At 63.5% G+C, this 22,185-nt stretch carries 23 protein-coding genes and 1 pseudogene; 7 read left to right on the top strand and 17 right to left on the bottom strand.

Going from position 1 to position 22,185, the window contains the following annotated elements; translation table 11 throughout:
- Positions 1 to 11: 11 nt before the first annotated feature.
- From rpsR to ppsA, 5 genes are all read right to left on the bottom strand, one after another.
- Positions 12 to 293 (bottom strand): 30S ribosomal protein S18, encoded by a 282-nt coding sequence (rpsR, locus tag M0765_RS18605; RefSeq protein ID WP_007830781.1) that lies wholly within the window; start codon positions 291 to 293, stop codon positions 12 to 14.
- A 21-nt stretch (positions 294 to 314) separates the two neighbouring features.
- The gene (priB, locus tag M0765_RS18600) at positions 315 to 632 is read right to left on the bottom strand and encodes a primosomal replication protein N (protein ID WP_242631045.1); all 318 of its coding nucleotides are present in this window, start codon (positions 630 to 632) and stop codon (positions 315 to 317) included.
- A gap of 4 nt (positions 633 to 636) precedes the next feature.
- A complete protein-coding gene (rpsF, locus tag M0765_RS18595; protein ID WP_126748861.1) occupies positions 637 to 1,011 on the bottom strand; it encodes a 30S ribosomal protein S6 in 375 nt (124 codons plus the stop codon).
- 115 nt (positions 1,012 to 1,126) lie between these two features.
- The gene (locus M0765_RS18590; protein WP_258505301.1) at positions 1,127 to 1,681 is read right to left on the bottom strand and encodes a hypothetical protein; all 555 of its coding nucleotides are present in this window, start codon (positions 1,679 to 1,681) and stop codon (positions 1,127 to 1,129) included.
- A 205-nt stretch (positions 1,682 to 1,886) separates the two neighbouring features.
- Positions 1,887 to 4,280, bottom strand: coding sequence for a phosphoenolpyruvate synthase (ppsA, locus tag M0765_RS18585; protein WP_258505300.1), 2,394 nt, complete (start codon positions 4,278 to 4,280; stop codon positions 1,887 to 1,889).
- 191 nt (positions 4,281 to 4,471) lie between these two features.
- Between ppsA and ppsR the strand changes: the two genes are divergently transcribed.
- A complete protein-coding gene (gene ppsR / locus M0765_RS18580) occupies positions 4,472 to 5,293 on the top strand; it encodes a posphoenolpyruvate synthetase regulatory kinase/phosphorylase PpsR (RefSeq protein WP_021006527.1) in 822 nt (273 codons plus the stop codon).
- A 36-nt stretch (positions 5,294 to 5,329) separates the two neighbouring features.
- On the opposite strand, the gene M0765_RS18575 is transcribed toward ppsR, so the two are convergent.
- From M0765_RS18575 to ahpC, 7 genes are all read right to left on the bottom strand, one after another.
- Entirely contained in the window at positions 5,330 to 6,136 is an 807-nt protein-coding gene (locus tag M0765_RS18575) for a heme ABC transporter ATP-binding protein (protein WP_258505299.1), read from the bottom strand.
- Entirely contained in the window at positions 6,133 to 7,143 is a 1,011-nt protein-coding gene (locus M0765_RS18570) for a FecCD family ABC transporter permease (RefSeq protein WP_258505298.1), read from the bottom strand. Before M0765_RS18570 ends, M0765_RS18575 begins: the two co-directional genes overlap by 4 nt.
- 28 nt (positions 7,144 to 7,171) lie before the next feature.
- Positions 7,172 to 8,071, bottom strand: a complete 900-nt coding sequence (locus M0765_RS18565) for a heme/hemin ABC transporter substrate-binding protein (protein WP_258505297.1) — start codon at positions 8,069 to 8,071, stop codon at positions 7,172 to 7,174.
- 45 nt (positions 8,072 to 8,116) lie between these two features.
- Positions 8,117 to 9,220, bottom strand: coding sequence for a hemin-degrading factor (locus tag M0765_RS18560; protein ID WP_258505296.1), 1,104 nt, complete (start codon positions 9,218 to 9,220; stop codon positions 8,117 to 8,119).
- A gap of 44 nt (positions 9,221 to 9,264) precedes the next feature.
- Positions 9,265 to 11,475, bottom strand: coding sequence for a TonB-dependent hemoglobin/transferrin/lactoferrin family receptor (locus M0765_RS18555; protein ID WP_258505295.1), 2,211 nt, complete (start codon positions 11,473 to 11,475; stop codon positions 9,265 to 9,267).
- Positions 11,476 to 11,646: 171 nt separating this feature from the next.
- A complete protein-coding gene (gene ahpF / locus M0765_RS18550; protein WP_258505294.1) occupies positions 11,647 to 13,203 on the bottom strand; it encodes an alkyl hydroperoxide reductase subunit F in 1,557 nt (518 codons plus the stop codon).
- Positions 13,204 to 13,292: 89 nt separating this feature from the next.
- The gene (gene ahpC, locus M0765_RS18545; protein WP_157613151.1) at positions 13,293 to 13,856 is read right to left on the bottom strand and encodes an alkyl hydroperoxide reductase subunit C; all 564 of its coding nucleotides are present in this window, start codon (positions 13,854 to 13,856) and stop codon (positions 13,293 to 13,295) included.
- A 262-nt stretch (positions 13,857 to 14,118) separates the two neighbouring features.
- On the opposite strand from ahpC, the gene bfr reads away from it, so the two are divergent.
- Positions 14,119 to 14,595 carry a bacterioferritin gene (gene bfr / locus M0765_RS18540; RefSeq protein ID WP_126748857.1) on the top strand — a complete coding sequence of 159 codons (477 nt, stop codon included), beginning with the start codon at positions 14,119 to 14,121 and terminating at the stop codon, positions 14,593 to 14,595.
- Positions 14,596 to 14,644: 49 nt separating this feature from the next.
- Here bfr and M0765_RS18535 read toward each other — a convergent pair whose 3' ends face one another.
- From M0765_RS18535 to M0765_RS18520, 4 genes are read right to left on the bottom strand one after another with little or no spacing between them, the layout of a single operon-like run.
- Entirely contained in the window at positions 14,645 to 15,199 is a 555-nt protein-coding gene (locus M0765_RS18535) for a cytochrome b/b6 domain-containing protein (protein WP_258505293.1), read from the bottom strand.
- Between the two features lie 11 nt (positions 15,200 to 15,210).
- The gene (locus M0765_RS18530) at positions 15,211 to 15,513 is read right to left on the bottom strand and encodes a PepSY domain-containing protein (protein ID WP_258505292.1); all 303 of its coding nucleotides are present in this window, start codon (positions 15,511 to 15,513) and stop codon (positions 15,211 to 15,213) included.
- A 37-nt stretch (positions 15,514 to 15,550) separates the two neighbouring features.
- A complete protein-coding gene (locus M0765_RS18525) occupies positions 15,551 to 16,237 on the bottom strand; it encodes a Fe2+-dependent dioxygenase (protein ID WP_258505291.1) in 687 nt (228 codons plus the stop codon).
- A 46-nt stretch (positions 16,238 to 16,283) separates the two neighbouring features.
- Positions 16,284 to 18,614, bottom strand: a complete 2,331-nt coding sequence (locus M0765_RS18520) for a TonB-dependent receptor (RefSeq protein ID WP_258505290.1) — start codon at positions 18,612 to 18,614, stop codon at positions 16,284 to 16,286.
- 373 nt (positions 18,615 to 18,987) lie between these two features.
- Here M0765_RS18520 and M0765_RS18515 point away from each other — a divergent pair, with 373 nt between their 5' ends.
- From M0765_RS18515 to hemP, 5 genes and pseudogenes are all read left to right on the top strand, one after another.
- A complete protein-coding gene (locus M0765_RS18515; protein ID WP_258505289.1) occupies positions 18,988 to 19,260 on the top strand; it encodes a (2Fe-2S)-binding protein in 273 nt (90 codons plus the stop codon).
- A 108-nt stretch (positions 19,261 to 19,368) separates the two neighbouring features.
- Positions 19,369 to 20,070, top strand: a pseudogene (locus M0765_RS29485) (energy transducer TonB).
- A gap of 22 nt (positions 20,071 to 20,092) precedes the next feature.
- Positions 20,093 to 20,809 carry a MotA/TolQ/ExbB proton channel family protein gene (locus tag M0765_RS18505; RefSeq protein WP_258505287.1) on the top strand — a complete coding sequence of 239 codons (717 nt, stop codon included), beginning with the start codon at positions 20,093 to 20,095 and terminating at the stop codon, positions 20,807 to 20,809.
- A gap of 5 nt (positions 20,810 to 20,814) precedes the next feature.
- Positions 20,815 to 21,228 carry an ExbD/TolR family protein gene (locus M0765_RS18500; protein WP_126748853.1) on the top strand — a complete coding sequence of 138 codons (414 nt, stop codon included), beginning with the start codon at positions 20,815 to 20,817 and terminating at the stop codon, positions 21,226 to 21,228.
- A gap of 95 nt (positions 21,229 to 21,323) precedes the next feature.
- Complete coding sequence (gene hemP, locus M0765_RS18495) at positions 21,324 to 21,536, top strand: hemin uptake protein HemP (protein WP_018903010.1); 213 nt, start codon at positions 21,324 to 21,326, stop codon at positions 21,534 to 21,536.
- Between the two features lie 192 nt (positions 21,537 to 21,728).
- Here hemP and M0765_RS18490 read toward each other — a convergent pair whose 3' ends face one another.
- Positions 21,729 to 22,136, bottom strand: a complete 408-nt coding sequence (locus tag M0765_RS18490) for a GlcG/HbpS family heme-binding protein (RefSeq protein ID WP_028258861.1) — start codon at positions 22,134 to 22,136, stop codon at positions 21,729 to 21,731.
- Positions 22,137 to 22,185 lie beyond the last annotated feature (49 nt).

The following is a 22,185-nucleotide window of genomic DNA, read 5'->3' as shown; positions in this document are numbered from 1 at the left end:
GTGCTTGCTCCTTAGACGCGGTGCTGATCGCTGTACGGCACCATCGCGAGGAAGCGTGCGCGCTTGATCGCGGTGTTGAGCTGGCGCTGGTAGATCGCGCGCGTGCCGGTCAGGCGTGCGGGGATGATCTTGCCGTTTTCGCTGATGAAGTCACGCAGCGTGTCGATGTCCTTGTAGTCGATTTCCTCGACGCCAGCGACGGTGAAGCGGCAGAAGCGCTTGCGCTTGAACAGCAGCGACTGGGTGTTGCGCTTCGGGCGCTTGTCTTTGTTGAATTTCTTGAACGTGGCCATTTGGGGACCTCTTGTCGAAAATTAATTTTGCTGAAAATCCTGAATGTGCAGGACCGGATGCTTGCCGTTGCCCGGTGTCGCGAGAAATCCCTGAAAACACCAGAGACTACCCATCGACTGCGTTGCGAGCCGTTCGGCGATGGCGCCGAAGGCAACGGCCTTGAGGGCCGTTTTCACCTGCCTGGCTTTTCCTGCCTCCTGAAGCGTCGACTCGTGTTCGAGCTTCAGGTCGATGGCGGGAAGGCCGGCGGGCGTGTATCGCAAGGTTCCGAGTTCGGCAACGGAGGCTGTCAGCAGGAGCTGATTGACCCCGGTTGCCGCAGCAGCGGCAGCGGTCACGCCATCAGCTGTTGTTGGCGGCGTACTCGGCCTGCTGGGCCTTGCGGGCTTCTTCGCGCTCGACCGTCTTCATCATCGACGAAGGACCGGTTTCGGCCTTCTTCTTCTGGACGGTGAGGTGGCGCAGCACGGCGTCGTTGAACTTGAACGCGTGTTCGAGTTCGCCCATCACGGCTTGTTCGGCTTCAATGTTGACGCACAGGTAGTGCGCCTTGTTGAGCTTGTTGATCTGGTAGGCCAGCTGACGGCGGCCCCAGTCTTCAACGCGGTGGACTTTGCCGCCGCCGGCCGTGATCAGGCCCTTGTAGCGCTCCAGCATGGCCGGAACTTGTTCGCTCTGATCCGGGTGGATCAGCAAAATGATTTCGTAGTGACGCATGGCACTCCTTGTGGATTCTTCCGTGGAAGAGGAAAAGCCACCTGCAGCGTCGGGCGCAGTGTGGCAAGGCAAAGCCAGCGATTGTAGCACTATAGGCACGGCGTTGGTCCAGCGCTCAGTCGTTCAAGGCCTTGTCGAGGGCGGCCGCCTTCTCGGCGCCCACCGCGGCGCGAATCTTGGGCGCCAGCGCCACCAGATCTTCATAGCTGGTGGTGCCTTCGACCTGCAGGTTGAGCCGGAAGCCCATCAGCCCGAGGGCTCCGGTCAGCTGGGTGGCGATGGGATAGGCGTCCTTGTAGCGCTGCTGCCTGCTGCGGCCCGCAGCGGGCGCGGCCGCGGGCGCGGGTTCGGCCGGTTTCGGCTTTGCTGACTCGGGTGGCCTGCTTCCGCCGGAAGGCTGCGGCGCGGCGGTTGCCGCCGTCTTGCTTGCGGTGGCGGGTTCGGGTGCCTTGGGCGACGCAGCCGCTTTGCTTCCCGCCGCTGGCTGGAGCAGCCCCAGGTCGACCATCTGGTCGATCTCTTCGCGTGCAATGCCGTTTCCCGCAGCCAGCACCTCATCGACCGAGCGCTTGCCGTCGAACAGGATGAACGCCGTGCGCTGGCGCGGCGAAAGCGGCACCGAACGGTCCTTGAACACCTGCTGTCCGGCTTCTGTCTTGACAAGAATCATGATGTTTCTTCCGCGATGTACCGCCGGTTTGCGCGACTGGCAATTTCGCCATGCGCAACCCGCAAGCGACTGCCGCCCTTGTGAGCGTCACAAGTCTGGCATAAAGAACACATTTTGATTCATTTGTGCCCTGCGGAAGCGGGAATTTCCCCAATGGGGATTCCCACGACCGCCTTACCGGGCGGTTACAACCGCCCTTTTTTCGTCAGCGCTTGGCGAGCTGCTGCCAGGTGTCGATGACGCTGTCGGGGTTCAGGGAAATCGATTCGATGCCCTCTTCCGCCAGCCAAAGCGCGAAATCCGGATGATCGCTGGGGCCTTGGCCGCAGATACCCACGTACTTGCCTTCGGCCTTGCAGGCCTTGATGACCCGGCTCAGCAGCGCCTTGACGGCCAGGTCGCGCTCGTCGAAGTCGGCGGCCAGCAGTTCGAGGCCCGAATCGCGGTCCAGGCCGAGCGTGAGCTGGGTCAGGTCGTTCGAGCCGATCGAGAAGCCGTCGAAGAACTTCAGAAACTCCTCGGGCAGAACGGCGTTGCTCGGCACCTCGCACATCATGATCAGCTTGAGTTCGTTCTCGCCGCGCTTCAGGCCGTGCTCGCCAAGCAGCGTGGTCACGCGCTCGGCCTGGCCCAGGGTGCGCACGAAGGGAACCATGATCTGCACGTTGACGAGGCCCATGTCGTTGCGAACGCGCTTGAGCGCCTCGCATTCCATAGCAAAGGCTTCGCCGAAGTCCTTGCTCAGGTAGCGGGCGGCACCGCGGAAGCCGAGCATCGGGTTTTCTTCTTCGGGCTCGTAGCGGCTGCCGCCGATCAGCTTGCGGTACTCGTTCGACTTGAAGTCCGACAGGCGCACGATGACCTGCTTGGGCCAGAAGGCCGCGGCAATCGTCGCAATGCCTTCCGCCACCTTGTCGACGTAGAAGGCGCGCGGCGACGCGTGGCCCCGCGCCACCGACTCGACGGCCTTTTTCAGGTCGTTGTCGACGTTCGGATAGTCGAGGATGGCCTTCGGGTGAACGCCGATGTTGTTGTTGATGATGAACTCGAGCCGCGCCAGGCCCACGCCATGGTTGGGCAGTTGCGCGAAGTCGAAGGCCAACTGCGGGTTGCCGACGTTCATCATGATCTTGATGTCGATCTCGGGCATCACGCCGCGCTGCACTTCGGTCACTTCGGTCTCGAGCAGGCCGTCGTAAATGAAGCCGGTGTCGCCCTCGGCGCAGCTCACGGTTACCAGCGTGCCTTCCTTCAGCAGGTCGGTGGCGTCGCCGCAGCCCACCACGGCCGGAATGCCGAGTTCGCGCGCAATGATGGCCGCGTGGCAGGTGCGCCCGCCGCGGTTGGTGACGATCGCGGCAGCGCGCTTCATCACCGGTTCCCAATTCGGGTCGGTCATGTCGGTGACGAGCACGTCGCCGGCCTGCACCTTGTCCATCTCGCTGATGTTGTGCACGAGCCGCACGGGGCCGGTGCCGATCTTCTGGCCGATGGCGCGGCCTTCGGCCAGCACTGCGCCCTTGCCCAGCAGCTTGTAGCGCTGCTCGGCCTTGCCCTGCTGCTGGCTCTTCACGGTTTCAGGACGCGCCTGAAGGATGTAGAGCTGACCGTCGGTGCCGTCCTTGCCCCACTCGATGTCCATCGGGCGGCCGTAGTGTTCTTCGATGACCAGCGCGTATTTGGCGAGCTGCTCCACGTCGGCGTCGCTCAGCGAATAGCGGTTGCGCTGCTCGGCCTTCACGTCGGTGGTCTTTACCAGCTTGCCGGTGGCCTTTTTCTCTTCGGGCGTCGCGAACTCCATCTGGATCAGCTTGGAGCCGAGATTGCGGCGGATCACGGCCTTCTTGCCGGCGCGCAGCGTGGGCTTGTGCACATAGAACTCGTCGGGGTTCACGGCGCCCTGCACCACCGTTTCGCCCAGGCCGTAGCTCGAGGTGATGAACACCACGTCTTCGAAGCCCGATTCGGTGTCGATGGTGAACATCACGCCGGCCGCGCCCAGGTCGGAGCGGACCATGCGCTGCACACCGGCCGAGAGCGCCACCACGTCGTGCGCAAAGCCCTTGTGCACGCGGTAGCTGATGGCGCGGTCGTTGTAGAGCGAGGCAAAAACCTCCTTCATCTTGTGCAGCACGTCTTCGATGCCGACCACGTTGAGGAAGGTCTCCTGCTGGCCGGCAAAGGAAGCGTCGGGCAGGTCTTCGGCCGTGGCCGAGGAGCGCACGGCGAAGGAGGCGGCGGGATTGCCGGCGCTCAGCTTTGCGAACGCTTCGGTAATGGCTTTCTGCAGATCGGCCGGAAAAGGCTGGGCCTCGACCATGGCGCGAATTTCCGCACCGGCTGCGGCCAGCGCCCGCACGTCTTCGGTGTCCAGGGCTGCAAGCCGCTTGCTGATCTTGTCGGCCAGCCCGTCGTGGGCCAGAAACTGGCGAAACGCGTGCGCCGTGGTCGCAAAACCCGTGGGCACCCGCACACCCTGCGGCAGCTGCGAGATCATTTCGCCGAGGCTGGCGTTCTTGCCGCCGACCGACTCGACGTCGGTCATCCTCAGGTTTTCAAACGGTACGACCAGGGCGGTCGCGTCGAAAAGTGCAGACATGGGAAAGCTCCAGAAGTTGAAACCGGTGCTGCATGCAGGCGGCGCGGCACGATCGTTGTCGTTGCTTTGGGTGCTGGCGCGGCGTGCATGGAAAGAATTGGGTCAAGGGAAAGCGGATTCCCGATAATGGCCCGGATTGTAGGCGTGGCGAGATTGCACGCGCCGCAGGACAAGGCCGCAAGAGCTACACCATGCATACACGCACTGTTTTCTTCATTTCAGACGGCACCGGCATCACCGCTGAAACTTTCGGTAACGCCGTGCTCGCGCAGTTCGAGATGAAACCGCGCCATGTCCGGCTGCCTTTTACCGACACGGTCGACAAGGCGCACCAGGCAGTACGGCAGATCAACCACACGGCCGAGCTCGAGGGCGTGCGCCCCATCGTCTTCACCACGCTGGCCAACATGGAAGTGCTTGAAGTCATCGAGACCGGCTGCAAGGGCATGCTGCTCGACATGTTCGGCACCTTCGTGCGGCCGCTCGAAATTGAACTGGCCGTGAAGTCGAACCACCGCATCGGCCGCTTCAGCGACGTCAGCAAGAGCAAGGAATACGACGCCCGCATCGCCGCCATCGACTTCAGCCTGGCGCACGACGACGGCCAGAGCAACCGCGACCTGGAAGGCGCGGACGTGATCCTGGTGGGCGTGAGCCGAAGCGGCAAGACGCCAACCTCGCTCTACCTGGCCATGCAGCATGGCCTGAAGGCCGCCAACTACCCGTTGATTCCTGAAGATTTCGAGCGCCGCCAGCTGCCGCCGGCCTTGATGCCCCATCGCAAGAAGATCTTCGGGCTGACCATCCAGCCCGAGCGGCTGAGCCAGATCCGCAATGAACGCCGGCCGGATTCGCGCTACGCCAGCCTCGAGAACTGCCGCAACGAGGTGAGCGAGGCCGAAGCCATGATGCGCCGGGCCGGCATCCGGTGGCTTTCGACGACCACCAAGTCGATCGAGGAAATTGCCACCACCATCCTGCAGGAGTTGAAGCCCGAGCGGCTGACCTACTGAAGCTGAAGCGCCAGCTTCAACGGCATCGCTCGCCCGCTAGCCAAACAGGTATTGCAGCGTTCCATCGGCACTGCTGACCGGCTGGCAGGGCATGCCCCAGACCGCCTCGATCAACTCCGGCTGCAGCACTTCGGCCGTTGGCCCCTGCCGCAGCCCCTCCGCCGCACCGAGCACCACGACCTCGTCGGCGTACCGGCGCGCGAGATTCAGGTCATGCAGCACGGCGACCACACCCACGCCCTGCGCCGCCCAGGCCCGAAGCAGCCGCATTGCCGAATGCTGGTGCGCGAGGTCCAGCGCCGCAGTGGGCTCGTCGAGCAGCAGCCAGCGGGTGGCGCCGTCCGGACGCGGATGCCACAGCTGCGCCAGCGCACGCGCCAGATGAACCCGGGCTTTTTCGCCGCCCGACAAGGTATTGAGGATGCGGGTCGCCAGCGCCGTGACATCGGTCAGCGCCATGGCGCGGCCGATGATGTCGTCTTCGTCTCGAGCCGGTGCGCGGCGGTGCGGATAGCGGCCGAGTGCGACGATGTCCTGCGCGGTGAAGTCGAACGCGACCGCGCTTTCCTGCGGCATCAGCGCGCGACGCAACGCCAGCGCCGCCATGCCATGGTCCGCGAGCGGCCGGCCGTCGAGCACAACCCTGCCCCGCGTCGGCTCGCGCTGGCCTGAAAGCACCGACAGAAGGGTCGACTTGCCCGCGCCGTTCGGGCCGAGGATGGCCGTCACGCGGCCCGGCGCCAGGTTTACCGAGGCGTTGGCCAGCAGCAGTTTGGCGCCCATGCGAACCTCCACCTCCGCGCACGACAGCAGCGGCGCCCGGTTGTGCTCGGCCGACGTCATATGCGCCCCCTGAAATGCCGCAGCATCAGCAAGAACACGGGCACACCGATGAACGCGGTGAGCACGCCCAGCGGCAACTCGGCAGGCGCAATCACGGTCCGCGCCACCGTATCGGCTGCAAGCACCAGCACGGCGCCCACCAGAGCCGAGGCCGGCAGCACCACGCGGTGATCAGGCCCGGCCAGCATGCGCACCCAGTGCGGCGCAATCAGCCCGATGAAGCCGATGATTCCGGTCGTGGCCGTTATCGCCCCCACGGCCACCGCCGTGATGACGACGGCGCGCCGCTTGGTGCGCTCGACGTCCACCCCGAGCAGCGCCGCCTGCGCCTCGCCGAGCGCAATGGCGTTCAGCGGCGAAGCAAGTGCAGCCGCCGCCCAGCAAGAAAGAAACACCGCCGCGCACACGAGCAACACCGCGCTCCAGCGCGCGCCTCCCAGGCTGCCCAGGAGCCAGAACTGCAGGCTGCGCAACTGCTCGTCGGTGGCCATGACACTCAGCAGGCCGAGCCCTGCGCTTGCCAGCGCGTTGATGGCAATGCCCGCCAGCAGCATCAGCGCCATGCGCGTGCCGCCTTCGCTGCGGGAAAGGCCGTAGATCAGCAGGGTCACGATGAAGCCGCCGCCGAAGGCCATGGCCACCAGTGTCCAGCTTCCCAGCGTGCGCGGCAGCACGGGCCAGAACCAGGCACCGAGCACGATGGTGATGCCCGCTGCCAGCGCCGCCCCGCTGCTGATGCCGATCAGCCCGGGGTCTGCCAAGGGATTGCGGAACAGGCCCTGCATCAGGGTGCCCGCCATGCCGAGCCCGGCGCCGGCCGCCATGCCGAGGATCAGCCGCGGCAGGCGAATGTTGAGGAACACCAGGTGCTCGGGCGACGGATTGCCCGCACTGCCCTGCCCCACTGAGGCCAACACATTCCAGAGCTGCGAGAGACTGATCGCATAGGCGCCCGAAATCGCTCCCGTTGCAAAGGCCACCGCGAGCAACGGCAGATGCTGCCGCACAACACGGTTCCAAAACCGAGGCGCTGGCTCATGCCAGCGCCGCCTGGAATTTCTCGTGGAGCTCGCCGATCGCCGCCGGCAGGCGCGGACCGAAGCCGAGCAGCAGCAAGGCGTCCTGCGTGATCAGCGCGCGCTTTCTATAAGCCGGCGTAAGCGCGAGCTCGGGCCGTTGCCAGAACCGGTCGACGCCGCCGTGGGCTTCGATACTCTGGGTGCTCGTGAGGATGACGTCGGGCGCGGCGCTGGCCATAGCCTCGGCCGTCATCGGACGGTAGCCCTGGAAGCCGCTCATCGCATTGACGCCGCCCGCAAAGCCGATCACCGAATGCGCCGCCGTCTTCTCGCCCGACACCTGCGGACTCGCGCTGTGCGACAGCACGAAGAGCACCTTCGGCTTGCGCCCCTTCGCAGCGCCGATGCGCTGCTGCACCTGCGCCCATTCGGCATCGAGCCTGGCCTGCAGTTCACGCGCCTGCGCCTCCCTGGCGGCCGCACGGCCAACGGCCTGCACCTTGCGCTGCACCTCGCCCCAGGTGTGGTCGGCCTCGATGACCTCGATCTTGACCCCGGCGCTGCGAACCTGGTCGAGCACGACCGCAGGGCCGGATTCATTGGTCGCGATGATCGCATCGGGCTTCAGCGACAGCAGCCCCTCGGCGGACAGCTGCCGCATGTAGCCGACCTTGGGCGTGCCGCGTGCGGCAGCCGGGTAAAGGCTGGTGGTGTCGGTGCCGACGAGCTGGCCCTCCGCGCCGAGCGCATACACCACCTCGGTGATGGCACCGCTCACGGTTACCAGCCTCGGAAGCTTTGCCGACTGTGCGAACAAGGGCAGCGCGGCGGCACCGAACGAAGCGGCCGAGAGAAGGCGCAGCGCTTTGCGGCGATGCACAGCGCAAGGAGTCGGATCAAGGTGAAGTTCGCTCATTGGATATCGGATCACAGTCAAGGCACGATGCGTCTTTGGCGATGTTCACGCGGACTGCGCGGTCGCCCGAGTTGAACGCGGAAGATTCCGCACGATGCGGCGCCACTCTTCGCGCTCGGGCACGCCGGGCTTGCGCGCGCCGAAGAACATGGCCATCAGCTCACCGTCCTTGTCGAAGGCCTCGACGGAGGTGACGATGCCGTCGCTGGTGGGCTTTTCGACGATCCACACGTTCTGGATGCAGTCCTCCCGCAGATGCAGGTTGAAGCCGGTGTCGAGCACGTTGAGCCAGCGAACGGGCGGCGCGTTCCCGTCTCTGCTGGGTATTTCCATCGGCTCGATCCGCGACACCGGGCCGCTGTGAATCTGTATGCAGCCGGGGCTGCTCACGAACACCATGATCGGCGTGCCGTCGAAAGACGCCTCGAGCAGCAGGTCGCGAACGGCGTGCAGTTCGGCGCGTTGCGTGAACTCGCCTTCGGTCAGGCGAAAGCTCTGCTGGCGCTCGGCCTCGAACTTGTTCAGCAGCCCGAAGAACTCGTGCGTGTCCTGCATGGCCCGCCATGCATCGGAGAGACCGCGTGCATCGATGGTGCCGTCGTCGCGCGGTACGGCCTTGTCTTCAGCCGGCTCGAACTGCACCGTGCTTTCCGGTGCGGTGTACGTGTCGATGACCGATTGGAATGCATCGCGGTCCGTGGCGTCCCGCGCGAAGATCTTGTGGACCGCCACGCCCTGCGCATTGAAGAACTGCAGGCTCAGCGAAGGCGGCACGCCCGCATTGGCCGCCGCTTCATTCACCGCAAAGCCTGCGTGCCAGCGGCTGAAGAAAAGGCGCAGGTCGATGGCCTCGCCCAACGCGAGCCCCAGCTTGTCGCTGCCGGAGACTTTCTCGTAGACGCCCGTTTTCTCGTGCACCGTGGTCTCGTTGCGCGTCAGCGCAAGCACCGGGCCGCACAGCTCCAGTGCCTGCAGCAGTTCGACCCATGGGCCGTTGAGCCGCGTGGCGCGCAGGGCCTTGTCGTGCGCGCCTGTGTGCGCCGCAATGGCCGCGCCTTCGGACAAGCCCATGGCGGCGGCGGCATCCTTGTGGCGCATGCCTTTGGCACGCAGTTCAGAGAAGCGAGCTCGAATTTCTTCCAAGGTCATCGGGTTTCCTGTTGTTTGATTTGCTGGGTTGCCATGAGGCAGTTTCAGAAGTCGGCCACGAGCGAGACATTGAAGCTTCGGCCCGGCTGCGTGTAGGCCTCGCGAATGGCCGAGGTTGTTGTCACCCCGCGCACATCGCTCCACATCCAGTAGCGCTTGTTGGTGAGGTTGGTCACCGAGGCGTTGAGGCGCAGGTCCTTCTTGATGCGCCACTGCGCGCTGATGTCCAGCGTGGTGGCTTGCGGGGTGCGGAACTGCAGGCCGGTCGTCACTTCGCTGCGATCGACGTCCTCCCACTCCTTGGCGCTGTGATGCACTGCGTCCAGGCGCACGCTCCAGGACGGCGCCTGGTACTTGAGGCCGGCGCTGAACTTCTGCGGATCGATCGAGTTGAGCGGCCGGTTGTTGGTGCGGTCGCGGCCGCGCGTCTGGCCATAGGCAAAAGGCACGGAAAAGCCGGTGCCGTTTTCGGTGAAGTCGAGCTCGCCCTTGATTTCGAAACCGCTGATGCGCGCGCGTCCCACGTTGACCGACTGGTACACCAGCGGATCGATGCGCGGAATGCCGCGGCCGCCGACGAGCTTGTCGTTCTCGATGAGGTTCTTGTAGTCCCCGGTGAACGCAGCCACGTCGAAGCTCAGGACGCCGGTGCGCCCGCGCACGCCGAGTTCGATGTTCTGGCTCTTTTCAGGCTTGAGATTCGGGTTGGGAATCGTCTTGTAGCCCTGGATCACGTTCTCGAAAAAGTTGTTGACCTGGAACGCGTTGGGCGCCTTGAAGCCGGATGCGTAGTTGCCGTAGACGCTCCATTGCGGCGTGGCACGGAACAGCACGCCCAGCTTGGGCGATACAGCCGAGCCTGACAGCGACACGGCCTGCGCGTTGAAGCCGGCCTGCTTCGCGTCGAGCGAGAAGCGGTCGAAGCGAATGCCGGGCGTGATGCTCCAGCGGTCATGGATGAATTCATCCTGCACGTAGAACGCCGACGACGTTTCGCGCGTATCGGGAAAGCGCTTGAGCGGATAGCTCTCGCCGGTGGGCGGCACGAGGCCAGTCTGCAGGTTCTCGACGTTGGTGCGCGTGTAGTCGAATCCGTAGGTGATCTTCTGCGCCCACTCACCCATGCGGAGCGTCTTGTCGGCCTGCAGGCCAAGCTGCCAGGTGTTCTCGTCGTAGGTCACGTCGCGCGTGCGGTCGGCAGCGGTGAAGCGGTCTTCATGGATGAACTCGCGCGACTTGGCCTTCTGGTAGCTCACGACCGCGAGCAGGTTGTCGGCCACGGCGGCGTTCAGGCGCAGCCGGCCTTCGTAGGTAAAGCGGTCGCGCTCCAGGTCGGTCTTCGCGTTGAGGCCGACCACGGAGGTGGACGCATAAGGAGGCTTGGCAATGCCCGAGAGCAGGTCGTAGCGGCTGGTCTTCTCGATGTGCTCGAAGGTGAACGAATGCCGCTGGTCTGCGTTGGGCGTGAGAATGGCCTTGGCCAGCAGCGAGCGGTTGCTGTCGCGCTGCGGATTGGGCGTGGTGCGGTCCACATTGGGCACATTGAGCGTGCCCATGTTCTCGAGTTCGCTGGCGCGACCTGCGTTGGCCGAAATGAGCCACTGCAGCGTGTCGTTGGCCTTGCCGGCAAGCGTGACACCGCCGCGCATGCCGTTGTCGTCGCCGCTGTAGCCGATGCTTGCACTCCCACCGAAGCTGCGGCCTTCACGCAGGAAAGACGCGGGTTCGCGGGTCACGAAGTTGACCAGGCCGGCCAGGCCGTCCGAACCGTAGAGTGCCGAAGCCGGACCCTTGATGATCTCGATGCGCTCGACGAGGCCGATGTCGAAGTAGTCGCGGCCGAAGGCGTTGGCGCTGAAGACGTAGCTGCGCGGCGTGCGGATGCCGTCGGTCAGCAGCAGCACCCGGTTGCCGTCGAGCCCGCGAATGTTGAAGCCGGCGTTGCCGTCGCGGCCCGTGTTGCCCTGCGCCAGCCCGAAGCGCGCTGGCGAGCGCTTGACTGAAACATTGGGCAGATCGCGCACCGCATCGCGGATGTCGTTGATCTGCTTGGACTCGATGTCTTCCCGATTGATGACCTCCACGCTGACCGGCAAGTCGTCCCTGGCCTGTTCAGAACGCGAGCCGCTCACCACCACTTCATTCAGTACTGCGAGCTGCTGGGACCAGGCAGGCGCGGACATGCCGAAGCCGGTGGCAATCAGCCAGGGCAGAAGTGCAAAACGTTGGGAGGGTAGGTTGAATTGGGAGGCCACGAAAAAGGTCCAGAAAACAGTTGAAGAACTGCTTGCTGGACCTTGGCGCAAGTGCTGCGCCCATTGACCTGGCTGGCGGCAAAGGGCGTGCTGCCCTTGACCACTATTGTATGAGAATAATTCTCATTTGTACAACTTGCAACCTACTCGGGCTACAGTTTTTCCAGTCGCTCAAGCCGGTGCCGACGTGCGGATCAAATGATCGAACGCGCCCAGCGCCGCCTTGGCACCATCACCTGCCGCAATGATGATCTGCTTGAACGGCACTGTCGTCACGTCGCCCGCGGCAAACACGCCCGGTACCGAGGTCTGCCCCCTGGCGTCGACCACGATCTCGCCGTGCTTCGTCAGCTCGACCACGCCCTTGAGCCAATCGGTATTGGGCACCAGGCCGATCTGGATGAACACGCCTTCGAGTTCGATCTTCTTCAACTCGCCGGTCGCGCGGTCCTTGTAGACCAGGCCGTTGACCTTCTGGTCGCCGGTGATCTCGGTGGTCTGCGCGTTCGTGAACACGTCGACGTTGCTCAGGCTCTTGAGCTTCCGCTGCAGCACGGCGTCGGCACGCAGCGCGGTGTCGAACTCGATCAGCGTGACGTGGCCCACGATGCCGGCCAGGTCGATGGCCGCTTCGACACCCGAGTTGCCGCCGCCGATGACCGCGACGCGTTTGCCCTTGAAGAGCGGGCCGTCGCAGTGGGGGCAGTAAGCCACGCCCTTGTTCTTGAACTCGTGCTCGCCGGGCACGTTGATGTTGCGCCAGCGCGCACCGGTCGAAATGATGATCGACTTGCTCTTGAGCGAAGCACCGCTCTCGAGCTGCACCTCGATGAGGTCCTTGCCCGGAACAAGCGCCCTGGCGCGCTGCAGGTTCATGATGTCGACGTCGTAGTCGCGCACGTGCTCTTCGAGCGCATGGGCGAACTTCGGTCCTTCGGTTTCCTTGACCGAGATGAAGTTCTCGATGCCCAGCGTGTCGAGCACCTGGCCGCCGAAGCGCTCCGACGCCACGCCGGTGCGGATGCCCTTGCGCGCCGCATACACGGCAGCCGCGGCACCTGCGGGGCCGCCGCCGACGATCAGCACGTCGAACGGGTCTTTGCCGGCAATCTTCTTCGCCTCGCGCTCGACGCCGCTTGTGTCGATCTTTGCGAGGATTTCTTCCAGGCTCATGCGGCCCTGGCCGAATTCGGTGCCGTTCAGGAACACGGTCGGCACAGCCATGATCTGGCGTTCCTTCACTTCGTCCTGGAAGGTGCCGCCCTCGATCATCGTCGTGCGGATACGTGGGTTCTGGATGGCCATCAGGTTCAGCGCCTGGACCACGTCGGGGCAGTTGTGGCAGGTAAGCGAAACGTAGATCTCGAACTCGAAGTCGCCGTCGAGCGCGCGAATCTGCTCGAGCACGGCTTCTTCGACCTTCGGGGGATAGCCGCCGATCTGCAGCAGCGCAAGGATCAGCGACGTGAATTCATGGCCCATCGGCAAGCCGGCAAAACGCGGGCCGTGGTTCTCGCTCGGGCGGTTGACCGAGAAAGAGGGCTTGCGATGGTTGTCATCGCGGCTTTCGGTCAGCTTGACCAGCGGCGAGGCTTCCGCAACGTCCTTCAGCAGCGACAGCATTTCGCCCGAGGCCTTGCTGTCGTCGAGCGAGGCGACGATCTCGATCGGCTGCGTGGCGCGTTCGAGGTAACTCTTCAATTGGGCTTTGGTGCTGGCGTCAAGCATGAGGGACTCTCTTTCGATAACTTAAAACTATCAACTTGGGGCAAAAAAGCCCGGGGCCTCGTGAGCGCCCGGGCTTTCGCGCGGGACGCTTAGATCTTGCCGACGAGGTCGAACGACGGAGCGATGGTCTTGTCGCCTTCATTCCACTTGGCCGGGCAGACTTCGTTCGGGTGAGCGGCGGTGTAGACCGCGGCCTTCAGCTTGCGCAGGGTTTCCTTGACGTCGCGGGCGATCTCGTTGGAGTGCACTTCGGCGGTCTTGATGATGCCTTCGGGGTTGATCACGAAGGTGCCGCGCAGTGCCAGGCCTTCTTCGGGGATGTGCACGCCGAAAGCGTTGGTCAGCGCGTGGGTCGGGTCGCCCACCAGCGGGAACTTGGCCTTGCCCACGGCGGGCGACGTGTCGTGCCACACCTTGTGCGAGAAGTGCGTGTCGGTGGTCACGATGTAGACCTCGGCGCCCAGCTTCTGGAACTCGGGGTAGTTGTCGGCCGCGTCTTCGACTTCGGTCGGGCAGTTGAAGGTAAATGCCGCCGGCATGAAGATCAGCACGGACCATTTGCCCTTGAGCGTCTCGTCGGACACATCGATGAACTTGCCGTTGAGGTAGGCCTGGGTCTTGAAGGGTTGGACTTGGGTGTTGATCAGGGACATGTTGCTTCCTTGGATGCTGCGGGTGGACAAAAATAAGTGCGAGCCATGAGTATAGCTACCAAATAAGACAAATTCATAGTAATCAGCTATCGACTGTATCGCTGCGGCCTATGAAAACCAAAGGCAAGGTCACCCTCGCCTCCTGCTCGAATACGAACGTGTATCACCATCAAACGCATGCAGACCAGCGGAGCATGGGATTGCTTGCAAGAGCTCGCTCGCCCCTCTCACAATCCCTACTTTCAGAACAAGGAAAACAATCATGAAGGGCGACCCCAAGGTCATCGAACATCTGCAGGCGCAGCTCAAGAACGAGCTCACCGCAATCAACCAGTATTTCCTGCACTACCGCATGCTCAAGCACTGGGGCTTGGACAAGCTGGCCAAGAAGGAATACGAGGAATCCATCGGCGAAATGAAGCACGCCGACAAGCTCATGGACCGCATCTTCATGCTGGACGGCCTGCCCAACCTGCAAGATCTGGGCAAGCTGAACATCGGTGAAGACGTGCCCGAATTGCTCGGCTGCGACCTGGGTGCCGAGACCGGCGCGCAAGCCACCATCAAGGACGGCATCGCGTACTGCGAAACCGTTCGGGACTACGTGTCACGCGATTTGCTGCAAGAGATTCTGGACGACACGGAAGAGCACATCGACTTCCTCGAAACCCAGATCGACCTGATCGACAAGGTCGGGCTGCAGAACTACCTGCAGTCGCAGATGGGCGAGATCGGCTGAACTCCGAAAAGGGGCCGCCAGGCCCTTTTCGGCGAGCGAGGTGCCGCCGTCAGGCGATGTCGCCCGGCTCTTCGGGGCGCTTGCGCCCACTGAACATGGCGCTGACCAGGTTCTCCCGGTGCCGCCAGCTCGTGAAAGCGACGCCGGCCAGATGCAGCGCAATCAGCGCCACCAGTGTCCAGGCCAATGTGCGGTGAAGCCATTCCACCCACGCCAATCCCCAGAACATATCCAGCGAATACATCCAGCCCGTGACGCCGACAGCCGTTACCGTGGCAAGCAAGGCGACGACCATCCAGCCGCCGAGCGGGTTGTGGCCTAGGTAGCGCTTCTCGCGCCGTGCGAGCACTTCGGACGCATAGCGCAGCACCTGCGACGGAGGCCGCACAAACTGCCTGAAGCTTGCATAGCGGCCTCCGAGCCATCCGCCGATGCAGCGGACCGCAACCAGAACCAGCGCCGCGTAGCCCGCAAGTTCGTGCTGCCGCAGCAACGCCTCGCCGCTGAACCACGCCACGGCAATGGCGGCGACCAGCGCCCAATGCGTTGCGCGCAACCAAAGCGCCCAGACCTGCGCCGACGAACGCGCTGGCGCTGCACGCACCTTCCGCATCCTCAGGATGGCTGCTTCACCTGACCGACCTTCTCGAAGGTCTTGGGGTCGAAGAATGCTTCGGTGCGCTGGCCCTTTTCGTCGAAGCCGTAGACCTCGTAGCAGCCATTGAAGTTCTTGATCTGGCGAACCTTCCAGCCTTCGCCGGTCAGCTTGCGTTGCAGTTCCATCTGCGGACGCATTTGCTCCTTGGGAACCGGTGTGCATTTGACGGCGTCGTGGTCGACGAACTGGGCAGACGCCGATGCGGAGCAGAAAATTGCGGCCGCGACTGCGGCGGCCGGAAGAAGTGACTTGTTCATCATGAATGCGTTTCCTGACAGGCAGGCGCCACGCCGCGGCTCAAATGTCGAGCCACATGCGCAGCAAGTTGTGGTACGTGCTCGTGAGGCCGATCACGCCGGAGTCGGTCTCGCCATATTTACTGCGAAGGTGGCGCAGATGGTTGTCCATTTCGAACAGCAGCCGGCGCTGTTCGTCGCTGCGCACCATGCTCTGGATCCAGAAATAGCTCGCCAGCCGATAGCCCCGCGTGACGGGCAGCACCCGGTGAACGCTGGTGCCCGGATAGAGCACCATGTCGCCGGCGGCAAGCTTGACGCGCTGGGTGCCGAAGGTGTCCTCGATGACCAGTTCGCCGCCGTCGTATTCACTCGGTTCGGCCAGGAACAGGGTGCACGAGATATCGGTGCGCACCCGCCCCGAGCCGTCGCGAAGAAAACGAACCGCGCTGTCCACATGATTGCCAAAGCTGTTGGACTCACCGCCGTAGCGATTGAACAGAGGCGGCGAGATCTGCTTCGGCAAAGCGGCCGAGAAGAAAACCTGGTGCCGCTCGAGGCCCCTTAGCAGCAGTTGCTGAACGGCTCGGGTTTCTTCGCAGTCTTCCCGCAGCTGCTCGTTGTTCTTCGCCTTGGCGGACTGCTCGCCCGCGGTCAGGCGGCCGTCCTCCCAAGGTGCTTGGCCCAGAATTTCCCTGGCTTGACGAACCTCGTCGAGCGAGAGCACTTCGCGAATGTGCAAGAGCATGTGTAAGGAGCAACGGCGTTGGCTATTCTAGAAACTCAAGAGACCTTTAGAAGCGCGCCCCGACCGTGAAGAGCACCGTGCGCTTCGCACCGGCAATTGCAAAGCCCGGGTAGAGCTGATCGCCGTAGAGCTTGTTCGTCACGTTATTCACATTGAGCTGCGCATACAGGTCGGGCGTGAACTTGTACTCGAGCATCATGTCGCCGACCACATAGCCGGGGGTGCTGTTGGCCAGGCTGGCGGCACCGGTGACGCCTTGCAGCGGCCGGTTTTCGGATGCGCCGCGCACGCCGCCTGCAATGCGCAGCTTGGGCGTTGCCTGGTAGCTGATCCATGCCGCGCCGCTGTGCTTGGGCGTCAGGCCGACGCGCGAGCCTACGGTACCGGGCGTTGCAGTGCTGCCCACCTGGTCGATGGTTGCCCTGGGAATGAAAGAGTACGAGAAATACACTTCCCACTGCGACGTGAGGCGACCCACCACGTCGAGCTCAAGGCCCTGCGAGTGGCGCTTGCCCGACAGCAGATAGGAACTGCCCGCGAAGTCCGAATCGGTGGTGCGCTCGTTGGTCTTTTCGGTGCGGAAGATGGCGGCGCGCGTCGAGAGTTTGCCGTCGAGCCAGTCGAGCTTGGCGCCCAGTTCGATGTTGCGGCTCTTCTCGGGCGGGGTGCCCGCGGTTTGGGGCGACACATACTGATAGGTGTCGGCCGACGAGTTGAACGAGGTGCTGTACGACAGGTGATATGACTGCGTGGTCGAAGGTTGGTACAGCACGCCGGCGCGGTAGCTCCATGCGCCTTGCGAAAGATGGGTGCTGGTGACGGTCGGGAACGGGCTGCCGGCGGAATAGCGCTCGCGACGGTCGCTGCAATTCGCCGTTTGCGTATAGCCGCGCGGTGCCGGAGTGGGCCTCACGCAGGCGGGGTTCGAATAGGTGTACTGGTCGAAATCACCGCTCAGTCGGTCGTAGCGCACGCCGCCGAGAACCTTCCAATCGGGCGCCACCTGGACCAGGTCCTGCAGGTAGATGCCGACCGACTTCGCGGAATAGGCGCTCGAATCGCGGTACACCGGCTCCACGAACGTGCCGCTCAAGCCCGCACCGTCGTTCGGCGTGCCGACGAAGGTGTTGGCTCGCGAGCCCAGCGCGCGGCCTCGGAAGCTGTTGTTGAAGAAGGCGTCGTTCTGGTAGCGGCTCGCCTCCTCCTTCGAGGCGTCGACACCGGCCAGCAGCTGGTGCTTCATGCCGCCCCAGCTCAGCTCCTTGCTGTAGTCGCTTTGCAGGTAGGTGCCCTTGTACTCATCCTTGCGCGGCGTCAGGCCGCTGCGCGTGAGCATCGTGTATTCGCTGAAGTTGGCCAGCGTGGTGGGAGCGCCGAACGTGGTGCTGGCCCCGGCGGCCGTCGACCATTGGTTGCGGTCGAAGGTGCCCGAGCGCACCTGGGTGCGCAGTTCGCCGCCGTCGTCGAAGCGATGGAGCCACGAAGCCGTGCCGTAGGTAGCCTTGCCAAGGAGCTTGTCGGCCGTGGTGCCGTAGAAGCTGCCGGGCTTGACAGGCGCGAGGGTGCCCAGGCTGCCGATAGTCGGCACACCGCTCGCGTTGTAGCCGGTAATGCCTTGCCGACCGGTCGCCACCCAGCGAACTGCCGACAGCGGAACGTTGTCCACGTTCAGGTGGAACAGCCCCACGGTGAACTCGTTGGCCGTGCCGACGCCCCAGCTGTAGGAAGGCGCAATGCCGTACTTGTCGATCTTGGCACCGCCGTTGTCGGCCTTGTTCCACATTGCGTTGATTCGCAATGCCGAGGTTTCGCCCGTGCGAACGTTGAAGTCCGCCGTGGTGCGGTAGTAGCCGCGCGAGCCGACCGTGGCTTCCACGTCGGTCTGGTCGGCCAGCAAGGGCTTCTTGGAGACCTGGTTGATCACGCCGCCCGTGGAGCCGCGTCCGAAAATCATCGAAGCGGAGCCGCGCAGCACCTCGACGCGTTCGAGATTGAAGGTGTCACGGTCGTACTGCGAAGGGTCGCGCATGCCGTCGATCAGCAGGTCGCCCACGGTGGCCACGGGGAAACCACGCAGCCGGATGTCCTGGTCGGTGCCGTTCTCCGTTGCCGCGAAAGTAATGCCGGCCGAGTAGTGCAAGGCGTCCTTGAGGGTGTCGAGCTTGACGTCGTCGATCAGCTTCTCTGTGATGACGTTGATCGACTGGGGAATATCGCGGATTTCTTGCGTTCCCTTGCCGATGTTGGTCTTCCTGGTCTGGACCTGGTCCTTGCCCTGCGCTTCGGCCTGCTCGGTCACCGTGACGGTTCCGAGGGTGCCGCCCTGCACTGTTGCCGGCGGTGTCTGCGCCCAGCTGCTGACCGAAGCGGCCAGCATCAGCGCGCCAAAGGCAGGACTGCCGCTTCTCGCGGCAGGCTGCCGGTGGCGGAAACAGAAGAAGACTTGGGGCGCGACACACGAGCGCGCCGACCGGCAACATTGGACAAGATGACCTCCCAGAAAGCCAAACGGCTGGTTTGAATGGCTGGCTGGGACCGCTTTAACGGTAGTGGCTTGCCGAAATTGGGCTGGAGTGTAGTGCCGGCGTAGTCTTAATCATTCACATTTAGATTCGCTGTTGTCAAAATGCTACTTTCTCCCATAACAATACGGAAGGCCTCTCTGCGGCCATAGTTATTGAAAATGCGAGAGATTCGTATTTATAATCGGCTCGAACCCAAACCAGCCAGCCACTGCCGCTTTCACCGCCATGATCGTTTGCGTCTGCCGCCGAGTCTCCGACCGTGAAATCGCACGTCATGTGCGGGCCGGCATGACTTTCGACGAAGTGCAATTCGAGCTTGGCGTGGCCACCCAGTGTGGTCAATGTGAAGGTTGTGCGCGCGATATCGTCGCGCAGTGCAGCGCCTCGCACCCGGTCGCCGCGTTGAACCGCGAATCCGGAACGAGTGCGATCCAGCTTGCCACCTCCATTTCGGAAAGCAAGGCATGGAACTCTTCTCGGCAATCGGCGGCAGCCTGATACTCGTCGCAGGCTCCGTCTGGTGGATCTTTCGTAAGTAAACAGTAGTCGTAGCGGTTTTGCTGCAATCGGGGCGCGTTCCGTGCGTGCCCGCATTCGAATTGGTTGATCGTGTCTGACCGCTTTGCCCCCCCTCCCTCCGTTCTGGGCCTCTCGCGCAATGCACTCATTGCCGGAGGCGTGATCCTGTTTCATGCAGCCGCGCTGTGGGCGCTGCAAAGCGGCCTGTTGCGCCGCGCTGCCGAAGTGGTGATTCCTGTAGAAATACTGAGCCAGTTCGTCGAACCACCCAAGCCGGCCGAGCCGCCGCCTCCCCCACCGCCGCCGCCCCCCAGCGCAAGCCCGAGGCCGTCAAGCCTCCGCCCCGCCCGGTGGCAATTCGCGAACCCAAGCCGACACCCGCCCCCGCTGCGCCCGTGGGCGTGACCGAGCCGCCTCCCCCGCACCCCCGGTCGAGGCGCCGGCTCCGCCTGCGCCACCCGCACCGCCGCCCGCGCCCCCGCCCCGCCGGCACCGCGGATGATCGAGATCTCCGAGGGCCAGACCCGCTATATAAGAGAGCCCAAGCTCGTCTACCCGAGCATGAGCCGGCGCCTGGGCGAGTCGGGAACGACGGTCGTCTCGATCTACTTCGACAGCGAAGGCTTCGCCAAGCGGGTCGAACTCTACAAATCCAGCGGCTTCGAACGCCTCGACGAAGCGGCGCTGAGCGCCGCCCGAACCGCCCAGGTCACGCCCTTCAGGCAAACAGGAGGCAACGCACAGACGACCTACCTGCTGCGGGCGCCCTTCTCATTCAAATTGAACTAATTTTTCTCTGGAGCAACTTCGTATGGAATCCCAATTCGGCTTGATGAACGTCTGGAACCAGGGCGATTTCGTCACCAAGGCCGTCGCGGTGCTGTTGATCGGCATGTCGCTTGCGTCGTGGATCGTGATCATCGTCAAGGCCCTCGACGTCATCAAATACAAGCGCCTTGCCAAGCACTCGCAGGACTTCTGGCACAGCGAAGACTTTGCAACCGCGCTGAACAAGCTCGGCAAGGACGACAGCAATCCGTTCCGCGCATTGGCGCTCGAAGGCCGTGAAGCGGCTGCGCACCACCGCAACACCAAGGCCCATCTGCACGATGCGCTCGACGTGAGCGACTGGATCACGCGCGCACTGCGCAACGGCATCGACGCTTTCACGGCGCGCCTGCAAACCGGCCTTGCCATCCTGGCTTCCGTCGGCTCGACCGCGCCGTTCATCGGCCTCTTCGGCACGGTGTGGGGCATCTATCACGCGCTCATGAGCATCGGCTCGGCCGGCCAAGCCACCATCGACAAGGTGGCAGGCCCCATCGGCGAGGCGCTGATCATGACGGCGCTGGGCCTGGCGGTGGCCATTCCGGCCGTGCTGGGCTACAACGCGCTGGTTCGCGGCAACAAGTTCGTGCTGACCAAGCTCAACAGCTTTGCCCATGACCTGCACGCCTACTTCGTCACCGGCGCGCGCGTGCAAAGCGGCAGCGGCGACGCCATCGTGGTTCCGCTCAAGAAGGGCTGAGCATCATGGCTTTCGGTACCCAGGACGAACCCGATGAGGTGATGAACGAGATCAACATGACGCCGCTGGTCGACGTCATGCTGGTGCTGCTCATCATCTTCATCATCACCGTGCCGGTGATGAAGCACGCGGTCAACATCGACCTCCCCCGCGCCACCAGCGAGCCCGAGCAGGCCAAGCCGGAGAACATCCTCTTCAGCATTTCTGCCCAGGGCGACTATTACTGGAACGAGCAGAAGATCGCCGACGGCGAGCTGCCTGGCCGCCTCGCGGCCGAGGCCGCCAAGAACCCGCAGCCCGAGCTGCACATCCGTGGCGACAAGGAAGTGCGCTACGAGCGCGTGGCCAAGGCAATGTCTGCGGCCCGCGAGGCAGGCGTGCGCAAGATCGGCTTCATTACCGAACCCGACGCGAAGTAAGTCACTGAATGCCGCAAAAAAAGTTGATCGCCGCGATTGACTTTTTATTGCGAATCATTATCATTCACTCATCGCTTCGATAAGGGGAATTTCAGATGCAAGCCAAACCGAACGCCTTTTCTGTTCTGAGCCATCCGTCGCTCGACCAATCGGGTGGCGGACATGCGTCCATCCAGGCCCCGCGTCCGGCGCCGATGGTCGAAAGCACGGAGCTTCTCAAGGGAAGCAAGACCGTGGGCATCATGCACAACGGCTCCCTCTATCGTCTTCAGGCGACCAAACTCGGCAAGCTGATTCTTACCAAGTAAGCATCAGCCCGCCCTTCACGCAAGTTTCATCGTGGGGCGACTCCAGGAGATTCATCTCCGAAGGGTCGTTTTTGCTAGCCAACGGTTCGCCGACTAGCCAAGCTTTTTTCACGCTGAATACCCGAAAGAAAACGCCGACCTTGAAGTCGGCGTTTTGCTTTCAGCGGGGCACAGCCCGCCGGACGAATTACTTCAAAGGCCGAGCGCTGCGATGCCGGCCTTGGCAATCTGCGCATCTTCGTTCGACTTCACGCCGCTCACGCCCACGGCGCCGATCACCTGGCCGTCCTTCACGATCGGCACGCCGCCCTCCAGCAGGCCCTGCACGGCCGGTGCCGTGAGAAACGCGGTGCGACCGCCGTTGATGATGTCTTCGTAGACCTTGCTTTCGCGGCGGCCCATGGCTGCCGTATGGGCCTTGGCCGGGGCAATGTGCGAAGACAGGGCCGCAGCCCCGTCCAGGCGCTGGAGCCAGAGCAGGTTGCCTGCGTCGTCCGAAATGGCAATGGTGACGGCCCAGTTGTTCTTGAGGGCTTCGGCTTCCGCGGCTGCGGCAATGGCCTTGACGTCGGCGAGTTCGAGGAAGGACTTGGTCTTCATTTGGAGCGTCGGTTGCGTAAACCCAAGAGCATAACGGCCAAAGAGCCGG

Source organism: Variovorax sp. S12S4, assembly GCF_023195515.1.
GTDB lineage: Bacteria > Pseudomonadota > Gammaproteobacteria > Burkholderiales > Burkholderiaceae_C > Variovorax.
This window is presented reverse-complemented; position numbering and strand designations above follow the sequence as displayed.